Raw genomic sequence first — 22748 nt, 5'->3', positions numbered from 1 at the left:
CTATCTCGACAGTTTTAAATGATATATTGTTTTTAAAGCTCTAGACATTTATTCTACCACACCAAAAAGAAATCACCTAGGAAATCTAGATGATTTCGTATAACCGCAGTCCTCTCCTATAACTGAATACTCCATCTACTAATGTGATAATACTTCAAAACAAAAATAGCCATAGGGTATTGATTCCTTATCAAAGTCGTACATATCGTATAGCCACGCCATCATTTGTGGTATACCTCTTTGCATTAAAAAGGACATATAAGCATGAATACTTTTTTTAAAATCCAAAATATCTGCTTTTTCTACCAAAAAATACATCTGTTTCATATCATCTAAATTAATGTATTTATCTAGTATTTTATAATCAGATTCGGGTGTCAGCCAAAACATGTTTTTTTTTGCAAACTCTTCTTTTTCAATTAATGTTACATTTTCTTTGGTCTCTATATAAAGATGTGCAATATCAAATTCCTCTTGAAAATTTAACATTTCATTTACATAAAATGGTGTAACATGAAGCGAAGAAGTCGTCTCATCCGCTTTTAAAATCTCATCTAACAATATAAATAATTGTATAAGATTCGGATAGATTCTATTTTGGGATTCACTATCAGTTGTATGGAAATATACAATCTCATTGATTCTACCTTTTGGTTTTTCAATCATTATCTAGGTCCTTTCCAGTTAGGATTATTTAAGTCCGAAATTTGAATAACCTTCTTTGTGCTATCGTCGACTGCAACATAATGTATTTCATCAATATAATAGTTAGTTACACTACTATTAGTATATTTGTTATATCCAGAGGTCGTTTTAACGGGATTATTAATAGTGTCTGCGATTTTTTGATTATTCCAACCTCTGTCTAAAACTTGACTAGAATAATTACTCTTCGAAAATTTATCACTAAAAATGATATCGTCTGCCGTGAGTGTTTTAGCAACATCACCAACATCCTCAACATCATCCAACTTATCTGTAGTTTTTGCAACATCACTAACATAATCAAACGTATCAACTAAATCATCAGTTGCATCTAGAATCTTACCTAATTGGGTAATTTTTCCAGCTTTCAAAAATGGTAGTAGATTACTTGCTAAATCAAGAGAGAGCTCCCCTGCTGCAAACCAGCGATTCGCTTGTTCACCTGTTGTCGGATCAACCCCATCTTTCAGACGCTGAATGTTATTCCATCCGCTTAACTCTGCAACAAACGTTGGAAATACGTCTTTTCTTGCTTCTGTATAGGAAGCAAATTTAACCTGACGAGCATATAGTATTTCTTCCGCTGTCATTTGCGGAGATTGAAGATACTGATCCAGTGTCATTTTATCAATGCGCTCTTTTTGAGCCACTGTCAATCCATACTTATTAGCTTCTTCAATCTTGTGGAAATCCGCAATGCTAATATTTGGCTTGTTTCGAGAACCTGAATCCTTACCTTTCGTAGTCTGAGGATTACATACGTGTTTAAGAGTTTCCTCCAGCGCCTTGCCCCAGTTCTTAATGAGATTCTGGACCTCCCTCAACTTAGCCATACCTTTGGAACCTGTAGCCCTGCTATACTCATTTCTGATGTTTTGCTGGCGACGTTGTTCGACGCGTACTTGCTCTCTTGCTCGGTCACGTTGTGCCTGCGCCTGCTCATAACTGGTCGGTTTGATGATTGGGGTATTGCTGTACACCTTCGGTGTATAGACGTATGAGTAGTTTCCTGTTTGTTTCTGACGGATTTGATGGGCTTTGTGTTGAGGTGTGCTCGGTGCATAAAGCGTGCCATCATCTGGGTTAATCAGAGGTCTTGGACTATCATAGACCTTACCACCAAATCGGTCATCAAACATGGCATGCGGTGAGCGGATATGCCCACTCGGGTCGGTGTAGTTGGCTGGGTTGTTCTGCACATAAGTGTAGAGGTTTTGGCTGAGCGGGTCTGTTTGACTACCTGGGTAGCTGTCAGCCGTCAGGAAGGTGCCTGCTTGACTATCGTAGTATCGTGCACGAAGGTAGTCCAGACCTGTGATGTTACGGGCTTCGCCATTGTAGGCAAATGGGTTGCCTGTGGTATCTGTGGTCTGCTTGGTTGCTCCGTAAAGGGCATAGCTTGAACTTGTGACTGCCTGTCCATTCTGAGTTAGACCTGTCACAGAGCCAGACTGGCCGGTCAGATAGTGATAGCTGTCGCCAGTGCTCTCGTTAGTATAGGTAGCTCTGCCATTGCCATAGGTCTCCCGTTTCTGGAGCTGGTCGTCATAGGTTTGCAGGACTTGGGTGTGCTGCTGATTGACGTCGTTGACGTAGTTTCGTGTCTCGTAATAGTTGTAGGTGTCTTCCTTGGTCGTGTAAGGGATGAGAACATCCTGCACTTGACTCCTGTAGAGCACTTCATCTTCACCCGGTAGGTTGTCCTCGCTTGGCGGATTGACCACAAGCCCTTCTTCCGTCGCTCGGTCCTTGGCTACCTTCTGATGGTAGGCAGTTGAGACGGTATCGAAGGTATCGATCCAGTCATAGCCCTCGCTGGTCGTGAAGCTCGAGAAGAACTGGACGACATTCTGCGTGAAGCCATACCAGAAGAGACTGTTGGCTTCGCCATCTGGTGCAGTATACGGAGACTTGTGCTTCTTATCCGCTGGCTTGCGCTTGAAGAGCTGGTAGGTGTTGGTCGCTTGGGTCCTGCTGGCAGTGAAGACACGGTTATCATCCCCATCATAGAGGGCAGCGAAAAGCAGACCTTCCTTATCCTTGACCGCCAAGAGACGATTTTCCGTGTCATAGATATAGTCCAGCTTGGCATCACCAGCACCAGATGATGTGCGGTTGCCATTCTTATCATAGGTGTAGGTGATGGTCTTGTCGCCAGACTTCATTTCAAGCAGGCGATTCTCGGCGTCATAGCTAAACTCTGTCTTGCTTTTCTTACCGTCCACCGTCTCCGTGCTGGTCAGCTTGTTTCCTGCATGGTCATAGGTGTAGCTGAAGGTAGAGAGTTCCTTGCCATCCTTACTTGAAACGGTCATCTGGACGATTTGCCCTAGACTATCGTAGGTGTAAGTTTGGACCAGAGTTTCCCCATCCTGCGTGATGGTTTCCTTGGCGATGTAGTTGCCATCGTCGTACTCGTAGGCATAGCTGGAAATCAGCTTGCCTTTCTTGTCACGATGAACAATCTCTGTCACACGATGGGCTGCGTCGTAGGTCAGAGCACTTGTCGTGCCGTCTCCACGCTCAATCTTGGTCATGTCACCAGCCTTATCATAGGCGTAGGTGGTCACCTTGCCGTCACGGTCGGTCACCTTAGTCAGGCGGTCGAGCTCGTCATAGCTATAGGCTACCTCGCTACCATCTGGATAGACCATCTTGGTGATATTGCCATAGTCGTCGTAGGTGTAGGTAATCAGACTGCCATCACCCTGACGAACACCGGTCAATTCACCCTCTTCATTATAAGCGTAGCGAGTCTGACCCGTCAAGTCACTCATCGCCACTCTACGACCATCCGCATCATAGCTGTAGAGGACCTGACCTTCTGACTCGGTAGAAGTCTTCTTGGTCAGCAGTTGGTCCAGCTTGTTGTAGTCATAGCTAATGGTCTGACCATCAGCCTTAGTAATCTTGGAGAGTTGGTTATTGACATCGTAGGTGTAGGTCTCGCTGTCTCCCAGCGCATTCATCTTTTCGACGACATTTCCTAGCTGGTCATAGCTATACTTCGTCACCTGACCATTGCCATTGGTGATGGAGGTGAGATTGCCCACACTATCATAAGTGTAGCTGCTGGTTGATGCTTCATCTCCACTTCCCTTGGTGGCGGTCAGCAGTTGGTCTTCTTGGTCATAGGTGTAGCTGGAAAGGCGCTTGCTTCCTGAGAGAACACTGGTCAGATTGCCATTGCCATCATAGGTGAGGCTACTGCTTGCGCCTGTAGGACTGGATACCTTGATTAGGCGGTTATCCTTATCATAACTATAGAGACTGGTCTGACCTGCGGTATTGGTCTCGGCTGTCAGACGATTGCCTGCGTCGTAGGTCCGCTTGGTCACCTGACCAAGTGGGTTAACTTCCTCTAGGAGGTTGCCATTCGGGTCATAGGCATAGGTTGTCTCTCTCTTACCATTGATGACTCGCTTGGTCACTTGCCCTACAGGATCATAGCTCAGCTCCGTCTCACGGCCTGTCGGACTGGTGATCGTTTTAAGCTGATCCAGCTTCGTATAGGACAGACTGGTCTTAGCACCGCTCGGACTGGTGATGCTGGTCAGATTGCCCATCTCATCGTAGACGTAGGTCTTTTCTAGATTCAGAGCATTCTTTTCCGCCAAGAGACGACCGGCAACATCGTAGGTGTAGCTAGTCGCTCGATCCGACTGGTCTACTTCCTTGATAAGATTACCAGCTACATCGTAGGTATAGGTCTTGGACAAGCCTTGTGGCGCTGTCTGTTTCTCCAGACGACCAAGAGCGTCATAACTATAGCTGAAAGTCGCCTGATTTGGAAGAGTTCGACTGGTCGCACGACCGTAGAGGTCATTGACATAGCTTGTCACATCCCCACTCGGGTCTGTCTCTGTCGAGAGACTACCAGTTTGGTCATAGGTATAGCTTGTCTTACCGCCAGTTGGCTTGGTTAGGCTAAGTAGACGGTTGAGACTATCGTAGGTATAGCTAGTGGTATTTCCCTCGCCTGTTGTTTCAGACAGACGATTGCCCACTGCGTCGTAGGTGTAGGTCTGGCTGGCACCTGTAGGAGCCACCGTCTCCAGTAAGCGACCGAGTGGGTCGTATTTCAAGACAGTTTCCTGTCCCTTTGGATCTTTGTATAGAACCAGGCGTTCATTAGCATCGTATCCGTAGGTAGATTGGTGTCCGTTGGCATCTGTGACACTTGCGACATTCCCCAGCACATCGTACTCGTAGTTGGTCTCATGCCCCTCAGGGTCCGTTTCTGTCACGACACGGTTGAGTTGGTCATAACTGTAGCTGGTTTCACGTCCAAGATGGTCTACCTTCTTCTGTAAATTTCCATTTTCATCATAATGGTAGCTAGTCTCATGTCCTTCTACATCCGTCTTAGTCGCTAGATTACCTGATAAATCATAGGTGTAGCTTTCACTACTTCCATCTGCATAAGTGACCTTGGTCAACTGATTGTAGCTGTCATAGGTCATGCTTGTGGTCTGACCAAGGCTGTTGGTTGTCGTCAGGCGATTGCCTGCTACGTCATAGGTGTAACTTTCATTTAGAGATTGATTATCCTTCGCAGCTATCAGACGATTGGCAGCATCATAGCTATACTCAGTAACGAGACCACTAGATTGCGTCTGCTTAATGAGGCGATCAAGAGCATCGTATTCATTGACAATACTACTACCATCTGCCTGGATAACTTCTTTAACCTGAGCCGTTGGGGTATAGCTCAACTGAGTTGCATGACCATTTGGATTGGTCACTTGGGTCAGGTAGCCAAGTTCATTATACTGATAGCTTGTTTTTCCACCTAGAGCATCAATTTCCTCACGAAGTTGCTCCATTTGGTTGTAGCTAAAGTGAGTTGTATGACCAAGTGCATCGGTGACTTGACCAACTTGGTTTTGCCCTGTATAGCGTGTGCTGGCAGTATTTCCTGCCGCATCGGTCAAGCTGATTTGATTTCCGTTCGCATCATAGGTCATCGTGGTTATTTGACCAAGAGCATTTGTCGTACTGCTCAAACGACCAGCGGCAGTATAGTCATACTGAGTGGATATGCCCTTGGCATCTGTCTGCTCGAGAACATTTCCCATGCTATCATATCGGTAGGAAACACTCGTCTTATCTGGATAGATGACCTTGGTCACATTGTCAAGTGCATCGTAGCTATAGCTGGTCGTACGTTCATCCAGGCTTTCGGTCAGTTTATTTCCTAGCGCATCGTAGGTATAGCTAACCGTGCGGCCTGCTTGGTCTTGGTAGCTGAGACGACGACCTAAAGCATCGTAAGTGCTGGTCGTACTCGTACCAATTGGGTAGGTGACTTGAGTCACATTCCCTGCCTTGTCATAGCTATAGCTGGTCACCTGCCCTAAAGCATCTGTAATGCTTGCGATTTGGTTGACTGTCTCATCATAGGTATATGATGTTGTCTGACCAGCTTCATTGGTCCGTTCCAAGACACGACCAATTGCGTCACGTTTGTAATGCACCGTTTGTCCAGCAGCATCCGTCTCTGTCAGGAGACGACCTCTGCTATCATAACTATAGCTCGTCGTACGGCCTTCGGCATCTGTCAAACGAAGGAGGTTCCCAACACTGTCATACTCGTAGCTATACTGACCACCTTCACCGTTACTTGCCGCAATCTTGCGTCCAAAGGCATCGTAAGTAAAACTGCTAGTATTCCCATTTCCTTCGGTCACTGCAATCACTTGCCCTGCTGGGTCAAATGTCTGACTTGTACCGACACCATCCGCATCTTTTTCACTTAGTTTACGACCTTCGGCATCATAGGTCATCGTTGTCACACCACCACGAGGGTTGGTGATGGAGGTGACTTGATTATGAGCGTTATAGGTAAGAGTAGTCACTCCACCAGCTGCATTGGTCACTTTGACCAAATTAGCCCCATCATAGGATAACTGGACTGTGTTTCCTAGAGCATCGGTGGTTGAAAGAATGCGTCCTTGCTCATCAACTGTGTGGGTAATGCTAGTACCATCTGCCAAACTTGTAGAAAGAAGGTTTCCTTTCGCATCATAAGTATGGCTAGTAGTCTGTCCTGCAAAATCTGTTACAGAAAGGAGATGGTTGTTTTGGTCATAAGTAGATGTTTTGACCGCTCCGTCAAAACGAGTTTCCGTGAGAATATTTCCCTGACTATCGTGAGTGTAGCTAGTCGTTTGACCCAATTCATTGGTCTCACTCACTAAGCGGTTATTATCGTCATAAGCCTTACGAATACTGCTTCCATCAGGATAAGTAATGGCTGTTGTACGATAATGTTTGTCATAGGTATAAGTCGTCACTTGACCATTAGCATCTGTCGTTACTGTCTGTCCATCACTATAGGAAAGAGTGGAGACTGCTCCTGTTCCGTCGGTCTGCTGGATGACACGATGCTGTTCATCATAGACATTCTCGATAATCTTGGTCCCATTGGCATCATACCAAGCTATCATCCGCCCTTGTTCGTCATAGTCGTAACGTGTCTTAGCTCCTGCTGCGTCCGTGTAAGAAATAAGATTTCCTGCTTCATCATAGTCATAAGCTAATGTCGAACCGTTCGGTAACTGGATCGCTCCGATATAGCCTGAATCATTTTGGGTCACACCATATACAAGACCTGTCGGTGATGTAATCTTAGTCAGTTGAGCCTGTTCGTTATAGGAAAGGCTAGTTTTATTCCCTTTTTCATCTGTCTGACTGGTCAAGAGCCCATGGAAATTGAAGAATTTTTCCTGCTGATTGCTATCGGTAATGTGGTATTCCTTGACAGCGTAATCCTCTTCGCCATTCCCAAAATCAGCTTTTTTAGTCTCTATTTCCTTTACCGTCAAGGTTAGATCATAGCCCTCTGGCGCCTTATAGATATCACCTTCTTTGATAAAGGTCAAAATAGAACCATCTGTACGGATATAGTTAATATTGCCCTCGTCATCAAGTGAAAGTTGTTCGTTGAAGGCAAAAGACCATCCTCGACCAAATAGACTATTGATACCTGCTGCTTTGGAGTTATAATTGCGGACAATCGCAAAGTCTCCACCTAGGTCTGAGATAGATACATCTGTTCGTTCTAAGTAGAAATTACCTGTATTAAGATTTATCGGTTCAAAACCAAATTCACAGTGTAAACCACGCCCCATCAACAGCATATCCACGTCTGCTTTGACCTTATCAGTCAGAGCAGGTGGGTTATAAGGCTTGTTCGCATTTTTACTTGGATTGCGGATAAAGAGAGTGTTGTTTTTAACCAGAAGCATATCTTGAATCCGGTTGTCAAAGGCAATCTGTTTTAGCGGTACGCCATAATAGCTGGCTATCTTAGGAAGAGTATCATATTGGGTTACCTTGTAAATGATGAAAGAGTCACTACTCTTCTTCCCACTCGTTTGACCATCTTTCTGGCTTTCCGCATCGATGGTGTAGAGCGTATTTAATTCAGGCTCTGTAAACAGCACGAGCGTTTGCCAGTTAGACAATTTATCTTTGTATTGTGTCGTTCCTTTTTCAAATGCTGAAATAAAGGAAGCCGTGTCAGGGTATTTGTATGAAAAGCTGGCTGTACTCTGACCAGTATAATTCTTAGCAGGGTCACTGAGCTGGTAGCCAACCTGTGCAGCAGGGCTAGTCAGACCATCCGCAAAAACTCCTTGGAATTGGAGTTTACCAGACTTATCTGTCTTCACCATTGTCCGGAGATTGATAGTCGTATCACCGATAGCATAATTGATATCTACTGGATCTGGGACGGACCAATTAATCGTAATGCTTGGCGCTTTTTCAGGACTAAAGCCAATTTGACCAGCATTGGAGGCTGTGGCTTCAGTCGTATAAAAGGCACCGCCATCTGCTCCCTCATCTGTTGCAGCGACAACTAAACCATAGTTTGGATAGAGTCCTTGTACCCAGCCGTTGACCGCATCACGAATATCAAAGTTGTGCATCCCAACCTTTTTCTCGGAAATGGCATTTTCACCTGCAATTTCTCGACCTAGATTGACGGATGAATTCCAAGTCACCGTGTTGATATTAAAATCTTCTGTTAAACGATAGGCAGCAAACTGTGTCCCCTGATTTCCAGGTGCAGTGTACTCATAGAGATTGAGTGTTGCGCTATCAATTTTAGCTTCTGAAGGAATATTCTGCTTAAAGTCATAGTTGACCTTAAAATACATACGACTACGACCGATGTCCTTAACGTCTGCGAATCTTTTCATTCCTATGGATTCGACCGTCATATATCCAATATAACCATAAGCATATCCCTGATATTGACCGTGGACCGAACTCGTTACAGAATCTAGTATATTTTCTCGTGGGACAGTAATGGTTGGATCGATACGAACAGGATATTGACGTGCCTGATCTGCCAACCATTCTTTCCCTGCGACGACAGTAATATGGTAGTGTCCATCTTTTTCAGCCAGTTCCAATTTTATATCTTGACTGGTTTCTCCTGCAGCATCCACCATAAGAGGAGCATTTAAGACAAAAAGTATTTCTTTTTTACCTTTTTGGCGAACCAAGACTTGATTGGTTTCAAGACTTACATCATAATTTCCTGCCTCTAAAACGTAAGTAAAACGGTTCTTTTCTTCCCATTTACTCAGAACGATTTCTTCTTTAACGCCGTTTGACTGTACTGTATATTGGACATCTGTCGCACCGTCAACGTTATTATAAAGGATAGCGTTGTCCTCTACAGTCGCATGCTCGTAGGTTTTATCCAAAGGATAGAGCGATATTTTATCTTCCTGACTAATAACATCAATCGGCGTAGTCTCGGTCACCTTAGCGGGAAGCACTACATCAACAGGTGATTCTTTCGGTAGATAATAATGCGTGCCATCCGCATGATAGGAATACAGATCAAGGTCAATCGGAACTTCCCGTCCCTCGTGGTCAATATAGGTCTTAGCCTGGCTACCAATATAGGTCACAAAGCGTGTCTCGTCCACCTTGTAAAGTTGTTCTTGACCACTTTCGAGAACTGGTTCTCCATACTGCGCCCGTAAAGCTGCCTCTTCTGGATTTTGCCCTTCTTCAGTGATTTTAGGCTGCTGAATGGCATCTCCGCCATCAGTGGCACTTGCTGCGGTTGTCTGGTCGGAGTTTGATGCATTGGTTGTATTTGCATTATCACCACCGACAGTCGACTCACGCGCTTCCTCCACTGCTTCTTCATAATAAGCCTGACTTTGCGAAGTTTCAACAATTTCTTGAATTTCCTGCGCATAGACCAGGGGACTATTGGCCAGTCATAACCACCCGTGAAAACGGGTGGCTTGTACACCGGCTATAAGCCGTTTCTCTCCAGCGACGTCTAAAGACGTTCGCTGAACTTCGTTCAGGTTAGTGCTATAATTACTTGACTAATGCCCGTAACAACGGGCTTTTATCTCGTTCTAAAACTACCATCTGAAAATGGATCTTCATACTCTTTGACACTCAATTTATCAAGTGCAATGTCATTTTTCTCCTGTTCGCGAATATATTTCGCAACTGTCTTTTCATTCAGTCCAACGGTACTAACATAGTAGCCTCTAGCCCAAAACTTTCAATTTCCATACTTATATTTTAAGTTAGCATGTTTATCAAATATCATTAGAGCACTTTTGCTTTTCAAATATCCCATAAAATCGGAAATCGAAAGTTTTGGGGGTATCAAGACAAGCATATGAACATGGTCTGGCATCATGTGTCCCTCAATAATTTCCACGCCTTTGTATTGACATAGATGACGGAAAATATCAATTAAGTCCTGTCTAATTTTGTAGTAAATGGATTTTCTACGGTACTTAGGTGTGAAAACTATGTGATATTTGCACATCCATTTGGTATGTGATAAACTGTAACTGGTTTTAGCCATTTCTTTTTCCTCCTTTATCTAACCTGAACAATTAGATTATAACAGGAAAAAGAAATGGAAGCTCAAAGCCTTGTCAGCCACCAGCATAGCTGGTGGTTTTCTTGTTTTTCTCTACGAGAAAAACTGGCTCGAAGCCATAATAAAATAGTCGAAAGCATCAGCCAACTAACAATTTTTCTTCTCTTTTTCATATATATCATCCTAATTATTTTTCAAGTAAATAATACACTGTCCCTAAAATAACAATCATATCTGCAAGTCCCAACAAGATGTCTGATATGGCAGACCATATCAACCCGATATTGGCTGTTATAAGAATTACCAGTAAGACAATGGCAATTATTCTTCGGAAGTTCTCCTTCTTCCAAGAAAAGTTACTATCTTTATAAAAGCAATACAGGTTAAAGATGACCGTTACTTTGATAAATGTCTGAAATAGGCTCGTCACTAACCAGATGGCATTTTTTACTTCTTGATAGCCAAATGAAGTGTAATCATAGATTAGCTGCCCTAATCCTCCAAGCAGCAAGCCTCCAAGCACGCTAACTGCTAATGCTAGACCAACAACTTTCGCTACTCGTTGCTCCTGATTGAACTGCCTTAGAAACCAAATGGCTAATTTTCCAATAAAAAATAATCCAATCCCAAACAAGGAAAGTCCTACCAGCCCTAGCCACAAAAGGACCGGATCATTTTCAGACCAGGGTTTCAATAGACCGACTCCCATCAATTTTTGCCCTATACCCACAAAAATATATCCAATCGCAAACTCAAAAAATTTTCTATTCTCTTTAAAAATAACCATGTTAGCTTCCTCCTTTTCTGACGGCATGAACTACAAACCGTCTCTCATTTCCTACCACGTCACAAGTAGATAAAATCAATAACTTATCCCGAGTAACATCAAAATCAAACGAGCGATAGAATCCACCATATTCATTTGCCCAGACTTCTAACAGAGAGACATATGACTCCACCTGCTTCGTATCCCCTAGCCCATAGGTGTGATACAAGTGATCATCAGTAAAGGAATATGCTGCAACAATCTGGTATAGAAAGTCTTTCCCGTCTTTGGTAATAGTTACTGTCTGGATTGATTCAAATGTAGAAGGCTCCGCTAAATAGTCTAGGCTACCAAACATGGAATCATCACGCATGGCATGTCCATAGATAATCGTCACAGGATCCTCAAAACTAGTCTGATTTACCCTTTCAGTAAAAATAGCACCATACTGAGTCTCATTTCCTTCTGCATCATGGGTTAAATAGTAGGCGTCGTCTGTAGGATGTTGTAGAACAGGGTAGTTAATTTTCGTTCCTTCCACCCGAATCCAAGCATAGGCATCTGAGTTTTTTTGAAACGTTTGTTCAAGATTTTTACTCTGTATACGTCGTTCTTCAGTCTTTTCCAAATCACCTATCCCGTACAGGAATAGGAACACAGTACTTATTAGAAGTCCTAGTCCAAATAATTGTCTAAATCTTTTCACAATATCTCCTTTTCCATAATATTTTACCACAAGTTTATCGGTTAGTGTGACTCTTTTGAAAAAAATTACAAATCTACAAACATATCACCAAGTAACAAATGATACTCAATGAAAATCAAAAGTAGCCTAGGAAACGAAGCTGAAGATAGAACTGGAGTTCATCAAGGCAAGTTGACAACGGATAATTTTGATTTTCGAAGATTATAAATAAAAAAATACAACACATTTAATGCATTGTATTTTAAGCACTATCTATATTTCCAGAAAATTAGCCACCGCTTCTTTTTTCCTAGGAATGGATAGCATACGATCACTAAGTCCACTCTGTAACAAGGGTGTACACTTCTTAATGTATTCCTTTTCTTTATTTCTTCTGACTCCCATCGCTTCTTCAAGCTCTAGAATTTCAAACATTAAGATAAGGTTTTGATCACAAAGGATTTCAGTGGTCATACCTAAATACTCTGGGTATTTTCTTAACTGATATAAATGTTGTGCACATCTTATCAGCATAGAGAATGATTCACCGATATACAAGACCCGCCGTTCACCATCAACTTTTTGAAGCGAAATTTGATATACTCCTCCCTTGATGGCTTTTATAACATCGTTTTGAAAAAATTGTACCTGAAGATTCATCCCTACTCTTCCTTACTAATCGGTGCTAAGCTTGCCAAGACTTTTTTGAGGCCCATTTCTGGGAAATTGATTTTGAGTTCTTGGTTGCTGCCTGCGCCTGATACTTCAAGGACTGTCCCACGTCCCCATTTCTTGTGGACTGCGATGTCACCAACTGACCAGTTGGTGCCTGAGCCAGACGATTTGTTACTTGATGCGAAGGGCATACTGCCTCCGAGCTTGGCAGATGGTTGTACGGATGCTTTTCGACTTTGCATGGCCTGTTGCAAACTCATACCTTGTCCAAACTGTGTCGCTCTGCCATTGACATAAGAAGCCTTAAAGCTAGTATTGGCTGGACGAGCGAGTCCCTGGTAATCAAGGAGGTCACTGGAGATTTCTCGGATAAAGCGGCTTGGTTGGTTGTAGTTGGTGCGACCAAAGAGCAGGCGGGAATTAGCATTGGTCAGGTAGAGGGTCTGCTCAGCACGGGTGATGCCTACGTAAGCCAAACGACGTTCTTCTTCCAATTCGTCCTCTTCTTCTGCTGCACGACTGAGTGGGAAGACATTTTCCTCCATGCCAATCAAGAAAACGACTGGAAATTCCAGACCCTTGGCCGCATGGAGAGTCATGAGGGTCACTTCTGAAGATTCTGTATCGCCATCATCTGTATCCGCAATCAGTGCCAAATCAAGCAGGAAGCGTGTCAACCGATCCAGACCTGTCTCTTCTTCCTCAGCATCCTTTTCATCAAAGTTTTTGGTAACAGAAAGGAATTCCTGGATGTTTTCTATGCGAGCATTGGCTTCCAGCGTATTTTGTGCGGCAAGGACATCGATGTAGCCTGTTTGGTTCAATACTGCCTCGACTACTTGGGTAACCGTCAAGTTGTCTAATTGATTGCGAAGGTTATAGAGGAGATTGGCTAGGTCGAAGACTGCCTGTGCTGCCTTCCCTTTAATCGGCGATAACATAATATCCTGAGAAGCTTCTAGCAGGGACATGCTGTGGCTGGTCGCAAAATTACGGAGTTTGTCAACCGTACCAGGTCCAACGCCACGTTTTGGCTCATTGACAATGCGTTCATAGGAGATATTATCCGATGGATTTGCAATGATATTCAAATAAGAAATCACATCACGGATTTCCTTACGACTGTAGAACTTGGTTCCTCCAACCATGGTATAAGGGATATTAGATTTGAGTAGGGCTTCTTCAATGGTACGGGACTGGGCATTGGTCCGATAGAGAACTGCAAAATCCTTATAAGCCTTGCCTTCTCGGTGCAACTGGTCAATCTGCCCTGCGACAAAAATCGCCTCGTCATTCTCATCTCTGGCACGATAGTAGGTAATCAAATCCCCTTGGGCATTCTGTGTCCAGAGTTTTTTGGGACGGCGATTGCGGTTGTTTTCGATGACCTCATTGGCAGCCTGCAAGATATTCTTGGTCGAACGATAGTTCTCCTCCAAAAGCACAACCTTGCTCTCTGGATAATCCTTTTCAAAGTCCAGGATATTTTGCATATCCGCACCACGCCAACCATAGATAGACTGGTCCGCATCACCGACCACACAGATATTCTTGAAACGTGATGCCAGGAGCTTGACCAATTGGTACTGGGCATGGTTGGTATCCTGATACTCATCGACATGGATATACTGGAATTTCTGCTGGTAATAGGTCAGGACCTCTGGATTTTGGTCAAAAAGTCGGAGCGTCAACATGATCAAATCATCAAAGTCAACGGCCTCTGACTGTCTTAGTTCCTTTTGATAAGCCGTGTAGCATTTAGCAACAATCTGCGTGTATAGGTCGCCTGCCTGGGCTTCAAATGCCTTGTCATCAATCAAATCGTTTTTGGCATTAGAAATGGTTCCCAGGATAGAACGTTCACTCCATTTTTTCGGATCTAAATTAAGATTTTTCAAAATCCGTTTCATGAGACTGCGTTGCTCACCTGGGTCCACAATGGTGAAGTTACGGTTGTAACCGATATGGTCAGCATCCCGACGCAAAATCCGCACACACATGGAGTGGAAGGTAGCAATCAAACAATCTTGCGTAGCAGGATTAAGAGTGTAGGCCCGCTCCTTCATCTCACGCGCCGCTTTGTTGGTAAAGGTAATGGCTAGGATATTCCAAGGATTGACCATTTTTTCATCAATCAAATAAGCGATTCGGTGGGTCAGAACTCGCGTCTTACCCGAACCAGCCCCTGCCATAATCAATAGCGGACCTTCCGTCGTCTGTACCGCTTCTGCCTGTCTGTCATTCATTCCGTTTAATAATGGGTTCATTTTCTCTTACACTCTCTAAAAAATCATTCTCTCCATTATACCAAAAAATCATTTTTAGGGCAGGTGGTAAATTAGAAAGATCAACAAATCGTTGAGCGATGAATTTCCAAATTTGGAGGGTCATTAGTAGCAAGCGCCAAAAAAGCCCAGAGTCATCTCTGAGCTTTTGTATTCAATTGATTATTCAGCACCCAAGGCAGCTACTGTGATGTAGTTGTAAGGTTTGTTGAAGTGTGGCAAGAAGAACAAGTCTGTCAAGGCCAATTTTTCGATTGTTACACCTTCTTGGATTGCCAATGAGAAGAGGTGGATACCTAATGAGATGTCTTCACGAGCAGCCATTTGCGCACCAAGGATACGACGTGAATCTTTATCGTAAACAATCTTGATAGTAACAGGGAAGTTGCCGTGCTCCATGAATTCTGGTTTTTGGTTGTCTGTTACTTCAGTAACAGCAGCGTTCAAACCAAGACGAGTAGCTTTTTCAAGTGTCAAACCAGTTGATACAAGGTTAAGACCGTAGATAGAGATACCGTTAGAACCTTGTACACCGATACCTTCAAGGTCAGTACCACAGATATTGTGAGCTGCTACGATACCAGTACGTACTGCGTTTGAAGCCAAAGCGATGTAGCTTGTGTCACCAGTAGCGTTGTCGTAGATAGTTGCACAGTCACCGATAGCGTAAACGCCTGGGATTGAAGTTTCTTGGCGTTTGTTTACAAGGAAGGCACCATTACGGAAGCGCTCGATTCCTTCACCTGCAAATGCAGTATTTGGACGGAAACCAACAGCCAAGATAACCATATCAACATCGTATTCGTTCTTGTCAGTGATGATTTTCTCAACTTTACCATTACCAGCAACCTCTTTAACAGTTTCGCCGAAGGCAAGTTTAATACCATGCTCTTCCAAGTTTTTAGCCATAAGGTCTGACAAGTCACGGTCATAGTACCCAGCCAAACATGTATCCACAACGTCAATAAGTACTACTTCTTTACCTTTACGTTGGAATGCTTCCGCAAGCTCAACACCGATGTAACCAGCACCAACAACTGCGACGCGGTTGATGTCTTTGTTTTTCAATTTTTCAATAACATCTGCTGAGTTTTGGTACAATTTAACGAATTGCAAGTTTTCAAGAGTTGCTTCAAATTCAAGAGAACCTTCTTTGATTTCAGCACCTTTGATTGGTGGCAAGACAGGTTGTGAACCAGTTGCGAAAAGAAGTTTTTCAAATGATTCAACATGTTCTTGACCATTTACAAGCGCTGTAACTGTTTTGGCATCATAGTCAATGTTTGTAACAGGTGATTCCATGTATACTGTCGCGCCCAAGCTCTCCAACTCTTCTTTGTTTGAGTAGAAAAGTCCTTCAGGACCGCCAATTTGCTCACCGATCCACAAAGCCATACCACAACCCAAGAATGAAATATTTGAGTTTTGGTCAAATACAACGATTTCGTTTTCTTGACCATAATTTGTCAACATAGTTTTGATTGCGGCAGTACCAGCATGGTTAGCACCGACAACAACGATTTTAGCCATAATGTAAAATCTCACTTTCGAAAATATATTTTTTTACGAACTATATTATACAATACAAATGTTACCGATTTCAAAAAATATGCTCAGAATATCACATTTTTTTCAAAAAGTTTTTGAACCCAAATTTCAAGTTGAAGTTAGCCACCCAAAAGAAATTCACTTGGCGACTTGTAGTCCAAGCATTTTTTAGGGTAGTTGTTAATCCAATTTTCGATAAAAGCTACTTCTTTCGAAGTCGTTTTCTTGGTTCCTTTAGGTAACCATCTCCGAATCAATCGATTATGATTTTCATTTGAACCTCTCTCCCATGAAGAGTAAGCATGTGCGTAGTAGATATGTTCCTCAGGAAATACCTCAGACAATCGTTTGAACTCCGAACCATTATCTGCAGTAATGGACAGAATACGATTCTCCCCTAATAGTAACGTAAGCTCCTGATTGACAGATTCCGCAGTTTTATTTGGAATTAACCTTATAATTTGGTGTCTGCTCCGCCGGTCGGTTAAGACTAACAGGCAATAATTTTTCACCTTAGTCAACCTTAGTCAGTAGGACGGTATCAATTTCATAATGACCGTTTTCCAAGCGCAGATTGATGACCTCCGGTCGCTCTTCGATTGATTTACCAGCCGGCTTAAAGTTCGAACTAGCTTGCTTCTTGACACCTTTCCTTTTTCTGGGATAAAGCATGTCGGCCTTCGTCAATCCTAAATGACCAGTATGAAACCAGTAGTAGATGGTTGAAATACCAACTTTCACTTGCTTCTTCTTAACCATCATTTCAGGCGAGAATTTTTGCTTATGATAGTGTAAGATCTTCTCTCTGATTTCCTTTGTTAGAATTAACTTTTTCACCGACCGTTTTCGATTGGATTGGTAAACAGTTTGTGCGTAATCGGCAGAATAGACCTTTCTGTATAGCCCTTTTCTCACTTGTTGTAAAGTTGTACCTCTTTTGACTTCATTATGAATCGTTTGAGGCGCCTTTCCTAACAAGCCTGCAATTTCACGATTGGACTTATTTTCATTCTTCCACCGCTCAATCAAGCGACGGTTATCTATTGTCAAATGTTTCCCTTTTGGGGTATAATGTTCTTGCATCTCTGTGCCTTTCCTTGTGTTTGTGGTGAACAACAAGTATAGCACAGAGGTGTTTTCTTATACCTTACATCAGATTTCATTTGACAACAGGAACCCTTGAACCTGTTTTTTCAGCTAAACCAAGGCTATAATTAGCCTTGGTCACCTAGCCTAACAGCTTCAAACCTGTTATCAAATGAAATCATCAACTTACTCAAACATAGTGAAACATCTAATTCTTGACTAAGGTAAGGTGGCTAACTTCATTATAGAACTTTCAAAAAGTTTTTGAAATGCTATTTTCTTTAAACAATGTAAAGATATATAAAAGCAAAAAACCTAGATTTCTCTAGGTTTCTCTTAACGTACTTGTTCAAAACGCAGATGTACAATAATCTTATCGCCATAGCCGTTACGTTCCAAATCACGTTGCAAGCGATAGGAAATGTAATGCTCAGCAATAGAAATATACCCTGCATCTAAAAGACGGTGTTCAACTTGCGACTGAACCATGCTAATCGTTGGTCGCTCTGTATGAGCTTCTTCCAAGTCAAGCACTACTTTCTTTGTGACCTGTGCAAGATTTTTCCGCCAAGTTTCATCAATGACATAAACTGTCTGTGCAGCTTTAATGATGGCTTGGTAGATTTTATCTGGGTCAAATTCAACAATCTCTCCACTACGTTTAATGACTTGCATAAAAGCTCCTTTCTGGTTTTCAGTAAACCCTTTCATACTTACATTATCTAGGTTTTTGTGTATTTTGTCAAGTATTCTTTTTCATAAATTTTGCCTTGGCTTATTTTCGCTGAAAGCCCTTTAGTATGATATAATGGACCTATTAAAATGAAATAAGGAGAAAATCATGACAAACGCAATGCCTAAACGTCAAGAAATTGATGTGCAATTAACTTGGGATACGGACATTCTATTTCCGACCCCTGATAACTACAAAGAAAATTTAGCAGCCTACGCTAAGCAAGTGACAGTTTTCGAATTGAATTACAAAGGGAAATTAACTGATAAGGATACCATCGTTTCCGCCTTAACAGAATACGAAAAAATCGTTATTCTTGATAGCAGACTTTCCCACTATGCCTTTTTGCCATTAGAAGTTGACAAGATGAATACTGAATTGGCGAGCCTGGCCAACGAATACGACCTCGTTTCTGCCAAGGCACGTCCTCAACGAGATTTCCTCTATTCAGAACTTGGTCAGTTAGATGAAGCCTTTCTTCTTGAATTAAAAGAAGAACAACCACAATGGGCTGCTTTCTTCGATGCTATTTTACGAGACAAGCCGCATCAACTCCATCCGCTACAAGAAGAACTTCTCTCAAACTTCGCCCCAACTTTTGGTCAGCCATATAATAACTACGGTGTGACCAAGTTTGAAGATATGACCTTTGATAACTTCGAGGCAAATGGCGAAACGCTCGGCAATAGCTATGTGCTCTTTGAAAATGATTATGAACTTAGCCATGATACCGAAATCCGTCGCAATTCAGCTGCTGGTTTCTATTCAACCTTGAAGAAATACAAGAATACAACTGCCGCAACTTATTTGTCTCATATCAAAAACGAGCAAATCGAAGCTCGCCTGCGTGGATTTGACAATACGATTGACTTCCTCTTGCATAGTCAAAACGTCTCCCGCGACCTCTTCGACCGTCAAATTGATGTCATCATGAAAGAACTGGCTCCTCACATGCGTCGCTATGTCAAACTGGTTGCCAAGGCTCATGGTTTGGATAAAATCACTCATGCTGACTTGAAAATCAGTCTACCATCTGAATACAACCAACGCATTACTCCAGAAGAATCCAAACAATTCTTGATTGACTGCTTGGGCCTTCTTGGTGAAGATTATGTGAAAATGATTGAACAATCATTTGATGAGCGTTGGATTGACTTTGCTCAAAACGAAGGTAAGGCTACTGGTGGCTTCTGTGCTACTCTTTACGATGGACCATCCTATATCCTACTTTCATGGACAGGTTTGATGAACGAGGTCTTGGTATTGGCTCACGAATTGGGTCATGCTGGTCATTTCCAATTGGCTAAGAAACAAAGCGTCCTCAGCTACGATCCATCCCTCTACTTCATCGAGGCCCCTTCTACTGCAAATGAAGTCTTGACATGTAACACCCTTTTGAAAAACAACCAAGACCCTGGCTTCCAAGCTTACTTGATTAGCGAGTTGATCAGCCGTACTTACTTCCACAACATGGTGACTCACTTGCTTGAAGCAGCCTTCCAACGTGAAGTCTACACTCGTTTGGACAATGAAGAATACCTCAATGGTGATATTCTCTGCCAAATCAAGTTGGATGTCATCAAGGAATTCTGGGGTGAAGACTTTGAAATCGGTGACGATGCAGGTCTTATCTGGATGCGTCAACCACATTACTACATTGGTTTGTATCCATATACCTACTCTGCTGGTTTGACCATCGGTACGGCTATGGCTAAACAACTGGAAGAACATCCTGAAGAAGTTGTTGAAAAATGGTTGGAAACCTTGTCACTCGGTGCAAGTCTTTCTGCCCAAGACCTTGCTAAACACGCTGGTGTTGATGTTTCGACTGACCAGCCACTCAAAGAAACCATTGCCTATGTTGGTTCATTGGTTGACAAATTAGAATCTCTCATCTAAGACAAATAAAAGGCTTGAACTTATAGGTTCAGGCCTTTTTGTCTGTTCTTTCTTGGTACCATTTTCCCACAAAGGTCAATTCGTCCTGGCTTAGAAAATGTCCTTTGTCAAAACGAGCTAGGTTGGCTCTGGGAAAGGCTGACTCTTGCCAGTCATCTACAAGATTTTCAAGTGCGACTGGGTCGACATATGGGTCATTCTGCCCCAGTGTAAACAAAATCTCTGCTCTGCTATTTTGCATAGGAAACGCATAATCTAAAGCCGAAGGGTGGAGCAAGATATAATTGTCCGCCAGGTTTGACTGTTTGGTCAACAAACCCATGATGAAGTTGGCACCGTTTGAAAAGCCAACGAAGGTAATCTGTTGGTAGGGCTGAATGGCTAAGTCCTGCAAAAAATCCAGAAAAGCCGACAAGCGCTTTTCAAAATCGACAAGATCCAGCTGACCGTCAATGAGAGGTGCAAAGAAACGCCTTTCCCTGCCTTGACCCCAACTTCCATTGCAAGAAAGAACAGAGGCTTTAGGGTCCAGCTGTTGGCGAAGAAAAATCATAGATTCCTTATTGCCGCCTGTACCGTGGAAAAAGACCAAGAGACGGGGACTGGTCCCTTTGATAAAGTAATAATCCATACTTCATTTCTCCTAATATCGTCATTTGGAGCGAGTACTAAAAGCAACCTGAAAGACTATAACGTTGGGAGAGATTTTTTTCGATTTCCAGTCTGTCCTCTTCAAAGAAACTTGGCAAGAACAGTTCAACATTATCTAGCAGCTTATCTTGTCTTGGCATGGCAGCCTCTCTTTCGCCAGCCATGGTCGCGACCTCAAACATGAGATAATTGGGCGCTCGGAAGTACAGGGAATGCATGAAATCTCGATTGATAATTCCAGAATGGGGACGATTGATGAGATTTAAGCGACTAATCAGGTCTTCCAAGTCGGACTCATCTAAGACACCAAACGCGATATGATGAATGGCCCCGACTCCCATCACGCTGATTGGCGACTCTTGGTCAAGAATCAAATAAAGTCGATGTTGGAAGGTGTTGTCAAAGAGCAGCGAAATCACCATCTTATCTTCAAAGACAAATCGGCTTTCCTCGACAAATCCAAAGGTTTCGGTCAGCAAATCTAACAATGCCTTTTCTTCACGAATTCGCATATGAAGACTGGCAATACCAAGAATGGCGTATTCCGACGGAATTTCATCTGTTTCATACGGAAACATTTCTCCAATTGAGTCATGATAGGTCAAGCCAAGCAACTGCCCATCTTCATCTTGGAAATTTAAAATATGTCCATTTCCAAAGGCCTGAATTCCTTCGTTTTCCACTTCAAACTCTGTCAATCTTTTCTGCCAAAATTCCAAGGCAGTAAAATCTTTAACCAGAAAAACAGTTCGTTCCAAACGATTGCTGCCAGATCGATGACTAGGATGATTGGGCATATCAAAAATGGTAAATTCCGTTCCATAGCGACCCTCATCATCACCGAAAAAGAGATGATACATGCTTGAATCTTCTTGATTGACAGTTTTCAATGTCAATTTTAATCCGAGAATATGATGATAAAAATGATAGGCTTGATGAATATTTCCAACCAAGCTTGAAATGTGATGAATACCTGTATTGTTCATAAGATGACCTCACTGATTATGATAAGGTTATTTTATCACTAATTATTGATAGATTACAATCTTTTGCTCACGATTGACAGCCAAGTAATAAAAAACTTCCCTAACCATCGCTGATTAGAGAAGGATATTTCTTAAAATATGAGACCATATAGGAGAGCCGCAAGCAAGCCTCCGATGATGGGACCAACTACTGGTACCCAAGCATAACTCCAATCCGAATCTCCCTTGTGCTTCAATGGAAGGATGGCATGCATGATACGAGGACCAAGGTCACGCGCAGGGTTTAGGGCATATCCTGTTGGACCACCAAGAGAAACTCCGAGGGAAACAATCAAACCGCCGACGATTAAAGTGCCAAGACCTGTTGGAAAATCATACTGACCGAAAGCCAGTAATCCCAAGACCAAAACAAAGGTTCCGATAGCTTCGCTAGTTGTATTGGAAACAAGGTTGCGGATGGCAGGTCCAGTAGAGAAAGTTGCCAATATAGCACCAGTGTCTTCTGTTGCATCGTAGTGATCTTTGTACATGAGGTATACCAAGATACTTCCGATAAAGGCTCCGAGGAATTGGGCAAGAATGTAAGGGACTACAGAAGCCCATGGGAGATTTCCTGCGAAAGCCATTGCAATTGATACAGCTGGGTTGAGGTGGGCAGGTCCCAATAAACCACTCACAAAAGCTGCCATGGCTACTGCCAGACCCCAACCAATTGTGATTACAATCCAACCAGCATCCTTGGCCTTACTCTTATCTAGTACTACTCCTGCTACCACACCATTACCTAGTAAGACTAGTAAGGCGGTTCCCAATACTTCACCGATTAATTCATTTGTCATCATGCACCTCTTT

General features: G+C 42.8%; 12 protein-coding genes and 2 pseudogenes. 1 reads left to right on the top strand and 13 read right to left on the bottom strand.

Going from position 1 to position 22748, the window contains the following annotated elements:
• Positions 1 to 138: 138 nt before the first annotated feature.
• From ODU34_RS00900 to ODU34_RS00855, 10 genes and pseudogenes are all read right to left on the bottom strand, one after another.
• Positions 139 to 666, bottom strand: coding sequence for a hypothetical protein (locus ODU34_RS00900; RefSeq protein WP_024393939.1), 528 nt, complete (start codon positions 664 to 666; stop codon positions 139 to 141).
• The gene (locus ODU34_RS00895) at positions 666 to 9869 is read right to left on the bottom strand and encodes a DNRLRE domain-containing protein (RefSeq protein WP_398578277.1); all 9204 of its coding nucleotides are present in this window, start codon (positions 9867 to 9869) and stop codon (positions 666 to 668) included. The genes ODU34_RS00900 and ODU34_RS00895 overlap by 1 nt, the downstream gene beginning before the upstream one ends.
• Positions 9870 to 10090: 221 nt before the next feature.
• A pseudogene (tnpA, locus tag ODU34_RS00890) lies at positions 10091 to 10564 on the bottom strand (IS200/IS605 family transposase).
• Between the two features lie 205 nt (positions 10565 to 10769).
• Positions 10770 to 11369 carry a hypothetical protein gene (locus ODU34_RS00885; RefSeq protein WP_105179107.1) on the bottom strand — a complete coding sequence of 200 codons (600 nt, stop codon included), beginning with the start codon at positions 11367 to 11369 and terminating at the stop codon, positions 10770 to 10772.
• Between the two features lies 1 nt (position 11370).
• Positions 11371 to 12054 carry a class B sortase gene (locus ODU34_RS00880; RefSeq protein ID WP_105179108.1) on the bottom strand — a complete coding sequence of 228 codons (684 nt, stop codon included), beginning with the start codon at positions 12052 to 12054 and terminating at the stop codon, positions 11371 to 11373.
• A gap of 252 nt (positions 12055 to 12306) precedes the next feature.
• Positions 12307 to 12693: a hypothetical protein gene (locus ODU34_RS00875; RefSeq protein WP_105179109.1), complete on the bottom strand. Its 387-nt coding sequence runs from the start codon at positions 12691 to 12693 to the stop codon at positions 12307 to 12309.
• 2 nt (positions 12694 to 12695) lie between these two features.
• Positions 12696 to 14975 carry a DNA helicase PcrA gene (pcrA, locus tag ODU34_RS00870; RefSeq protein ID WP_105179110.1) on the bottom strand — a complete coding sequence of 760 codons (2280 nt, stop codon included), beginning with the start codon at positions 14973 to 14975 and terminating at the stop codon, positions 12696 to 12698.
• A 180-nt stretch (positions 14976 to 15155) separates the two neighbouring features.
• Positions 15156 to 16523 (bottom strand): H2O-forming NADH oxidase, encoded by a 1368-nt coding sequence (gene nox / locus ODU34_RS00865; protein ID WP_105179111.1) that lies wholly within the window; start codon positions 16521 to 16523, stop codon positions 15156 to 15158.
• 137 nt (positions 16524 to 16660) lie between these two features.
• Positions 16661 to 17624, bottom strand: a pseudogene (locus tag ODU34_RS00860) (IS30 family transposase).
• Between the two features lie 339 nt (positions 17625 to 17963).
• On the bottom strand, positions 17964 to 18302 hold the full coding sequence (locus ODU34_RS00855) for an ATP cone domain-containing protein (protein ID WP_002935455.1): 339 nt from the start codon (positions 18300 to 18302) through the stop codon (positions 17964 to 17966).
• Positions 18303 to 18468: 166 nt separating this feature from the next.
• Between ODU34_RS00855 and pepF the strand changes: the two genes are divergently transcribed.
• A complete protein-coding gene (gene pepF / locus ODU34_RS00850; RefSeq protein WP_105179178.1) occupies positions 18469 to 20259 on the top strand; it encodes an oligoendopeptidase F in 1791 nt (596 codons plus the stop codon).
• 28 nt (positions 20260 to 20287) lie between these two features.
• Here pepF and ODU34_RS00845 read toward each other — a convergent pair whose 3' ends face one another.
• From ODU34_RS00845 to ODU34_RS00835, 3 genes are all read right to left on the bottom strand, one after another.
• Positions 20288 to 20890: an alpha/beta hydrolase gene (locus tag ODU34_RS00845; protein WP_192874244.1), complete on the bottom strand. Its 603-nt coding sequence runs from the start codon at positions 20888 to 20890 to the stop codon at positions 20288 to 20290.
• 37 nt (positions 20891 to 20927) lie between these two features.
• On the bottom strand, positions 20928 to 21896 hold the full coding sequence (locus tag ODU34_RS00840) for a VOC family protein (RefSeq protein WP_105179179.1): 969 nt from the start codon (positions 21894 to 21896) through the stop codon (positions 20928 to 20930).
• A 131-nt stretch (positions 21897 to 22027) separates the two neighbouring features.
• Complete coding sequence (locus tag ODU34_RS00835) at positions 22028 to 22735, bottom strand: MIP/aquaporin family protein (protein WP_105179180.1); 708 nt, start codon at positions 22733 to 22735, stop codon at positions 22028 to 22030.
• Between the last annotated feature and the right edge of the window lie 13 nt (positions 22736 to 22748).

This window comes from Streptococcus sp. 2018WUSS126 (assembly GCF_044427425.1).
GTDB lineage: Bacteria > Bacillota > Bacilli > Lactobacillales > Streptococcaceae > Streptococcus > Streptococcus hashimotonensis.
Note: the sequence above shows the minus strand (reverse complement) of the source record. Positions and strands in the feature narration are given on the sequence as shown.

What these genes read in the sequence shown, in the direction of transcription:
- ODU34_RS00835 (WP_105179180.1), bottom strand. Translation starts at nt 22,735, where the DNA reads ATGACAAATGAATTAATCGGTGAAGTATTGGGAACCGCCTTACTAGTC.
- pcrA (WP_105179110.1), bottom strand. Translation starts at nt 14,975, where the DNA reads ATGAACCCATTATTAAACGGAATGAATGACAGACAGGCAGAAGCGGTA.
- pepF (WP_105179178.1), top strand. Translation starts at nt 18,469, where the DNA reads ATGACAAACGCAATGCCTAAACGTCAAGAAATTGATGTGCAATTAACT.
- nox (WP_105179111.1), bottom strand. Translation starts at nt 16,523, where the DNA reads ATGGCTAAAATCGTTGTTGTCGGTGCTAACCATGCTGGTACTGCCGCA.
- ODU34_RS00855 (WP_002935455.1), bottom strand. Translation starts at nt 18,302, where the DNA reads ATGCAAGTCATTAAACGTAGTGGAGAGATTGTTGAATTTGACCCAGAT.
- ODU34_RS00885 (WP_105179107.1), bottom strand. Translation starts at nt 11,369, where the DNA reads ATGGTTATTTTTAAAGAGAATAGAAAATTTTTTGAGTTTGCGATTGGA.
- ODU34_RS00845 (WP_192874244.1), bottom strand. Translation starts at nt 20,890, where the DNA reads ATGGATTATTACTTTATCAAAGGGACCAGTCCCCGTCTCTTGGTCTTT.
- ODU34_RS00840 (WP_105179179.1), bottom strand. Translation starts at nt 21,896, where the DNA reads ATGAACAATACAGGTATTCATCACATTTCAAGCTTGGTTGGAAATATT.
- ODU34_RS00900 (WP_024393939.1), bottom strand. Translation starts at nt 666, where the DNA reads ATGATTGAAAAACCAAAAGGTAGAATCAATGAGATTGTATATTTCCAT.
- ODU34_RS00875 (WP_105179109.1), bottom strand. Translation starts at nt 12,693, where the DNA reads ATGAATCTTCAGGTACAATTTTTTCAAAACGATGTTATAAAAGCCATC.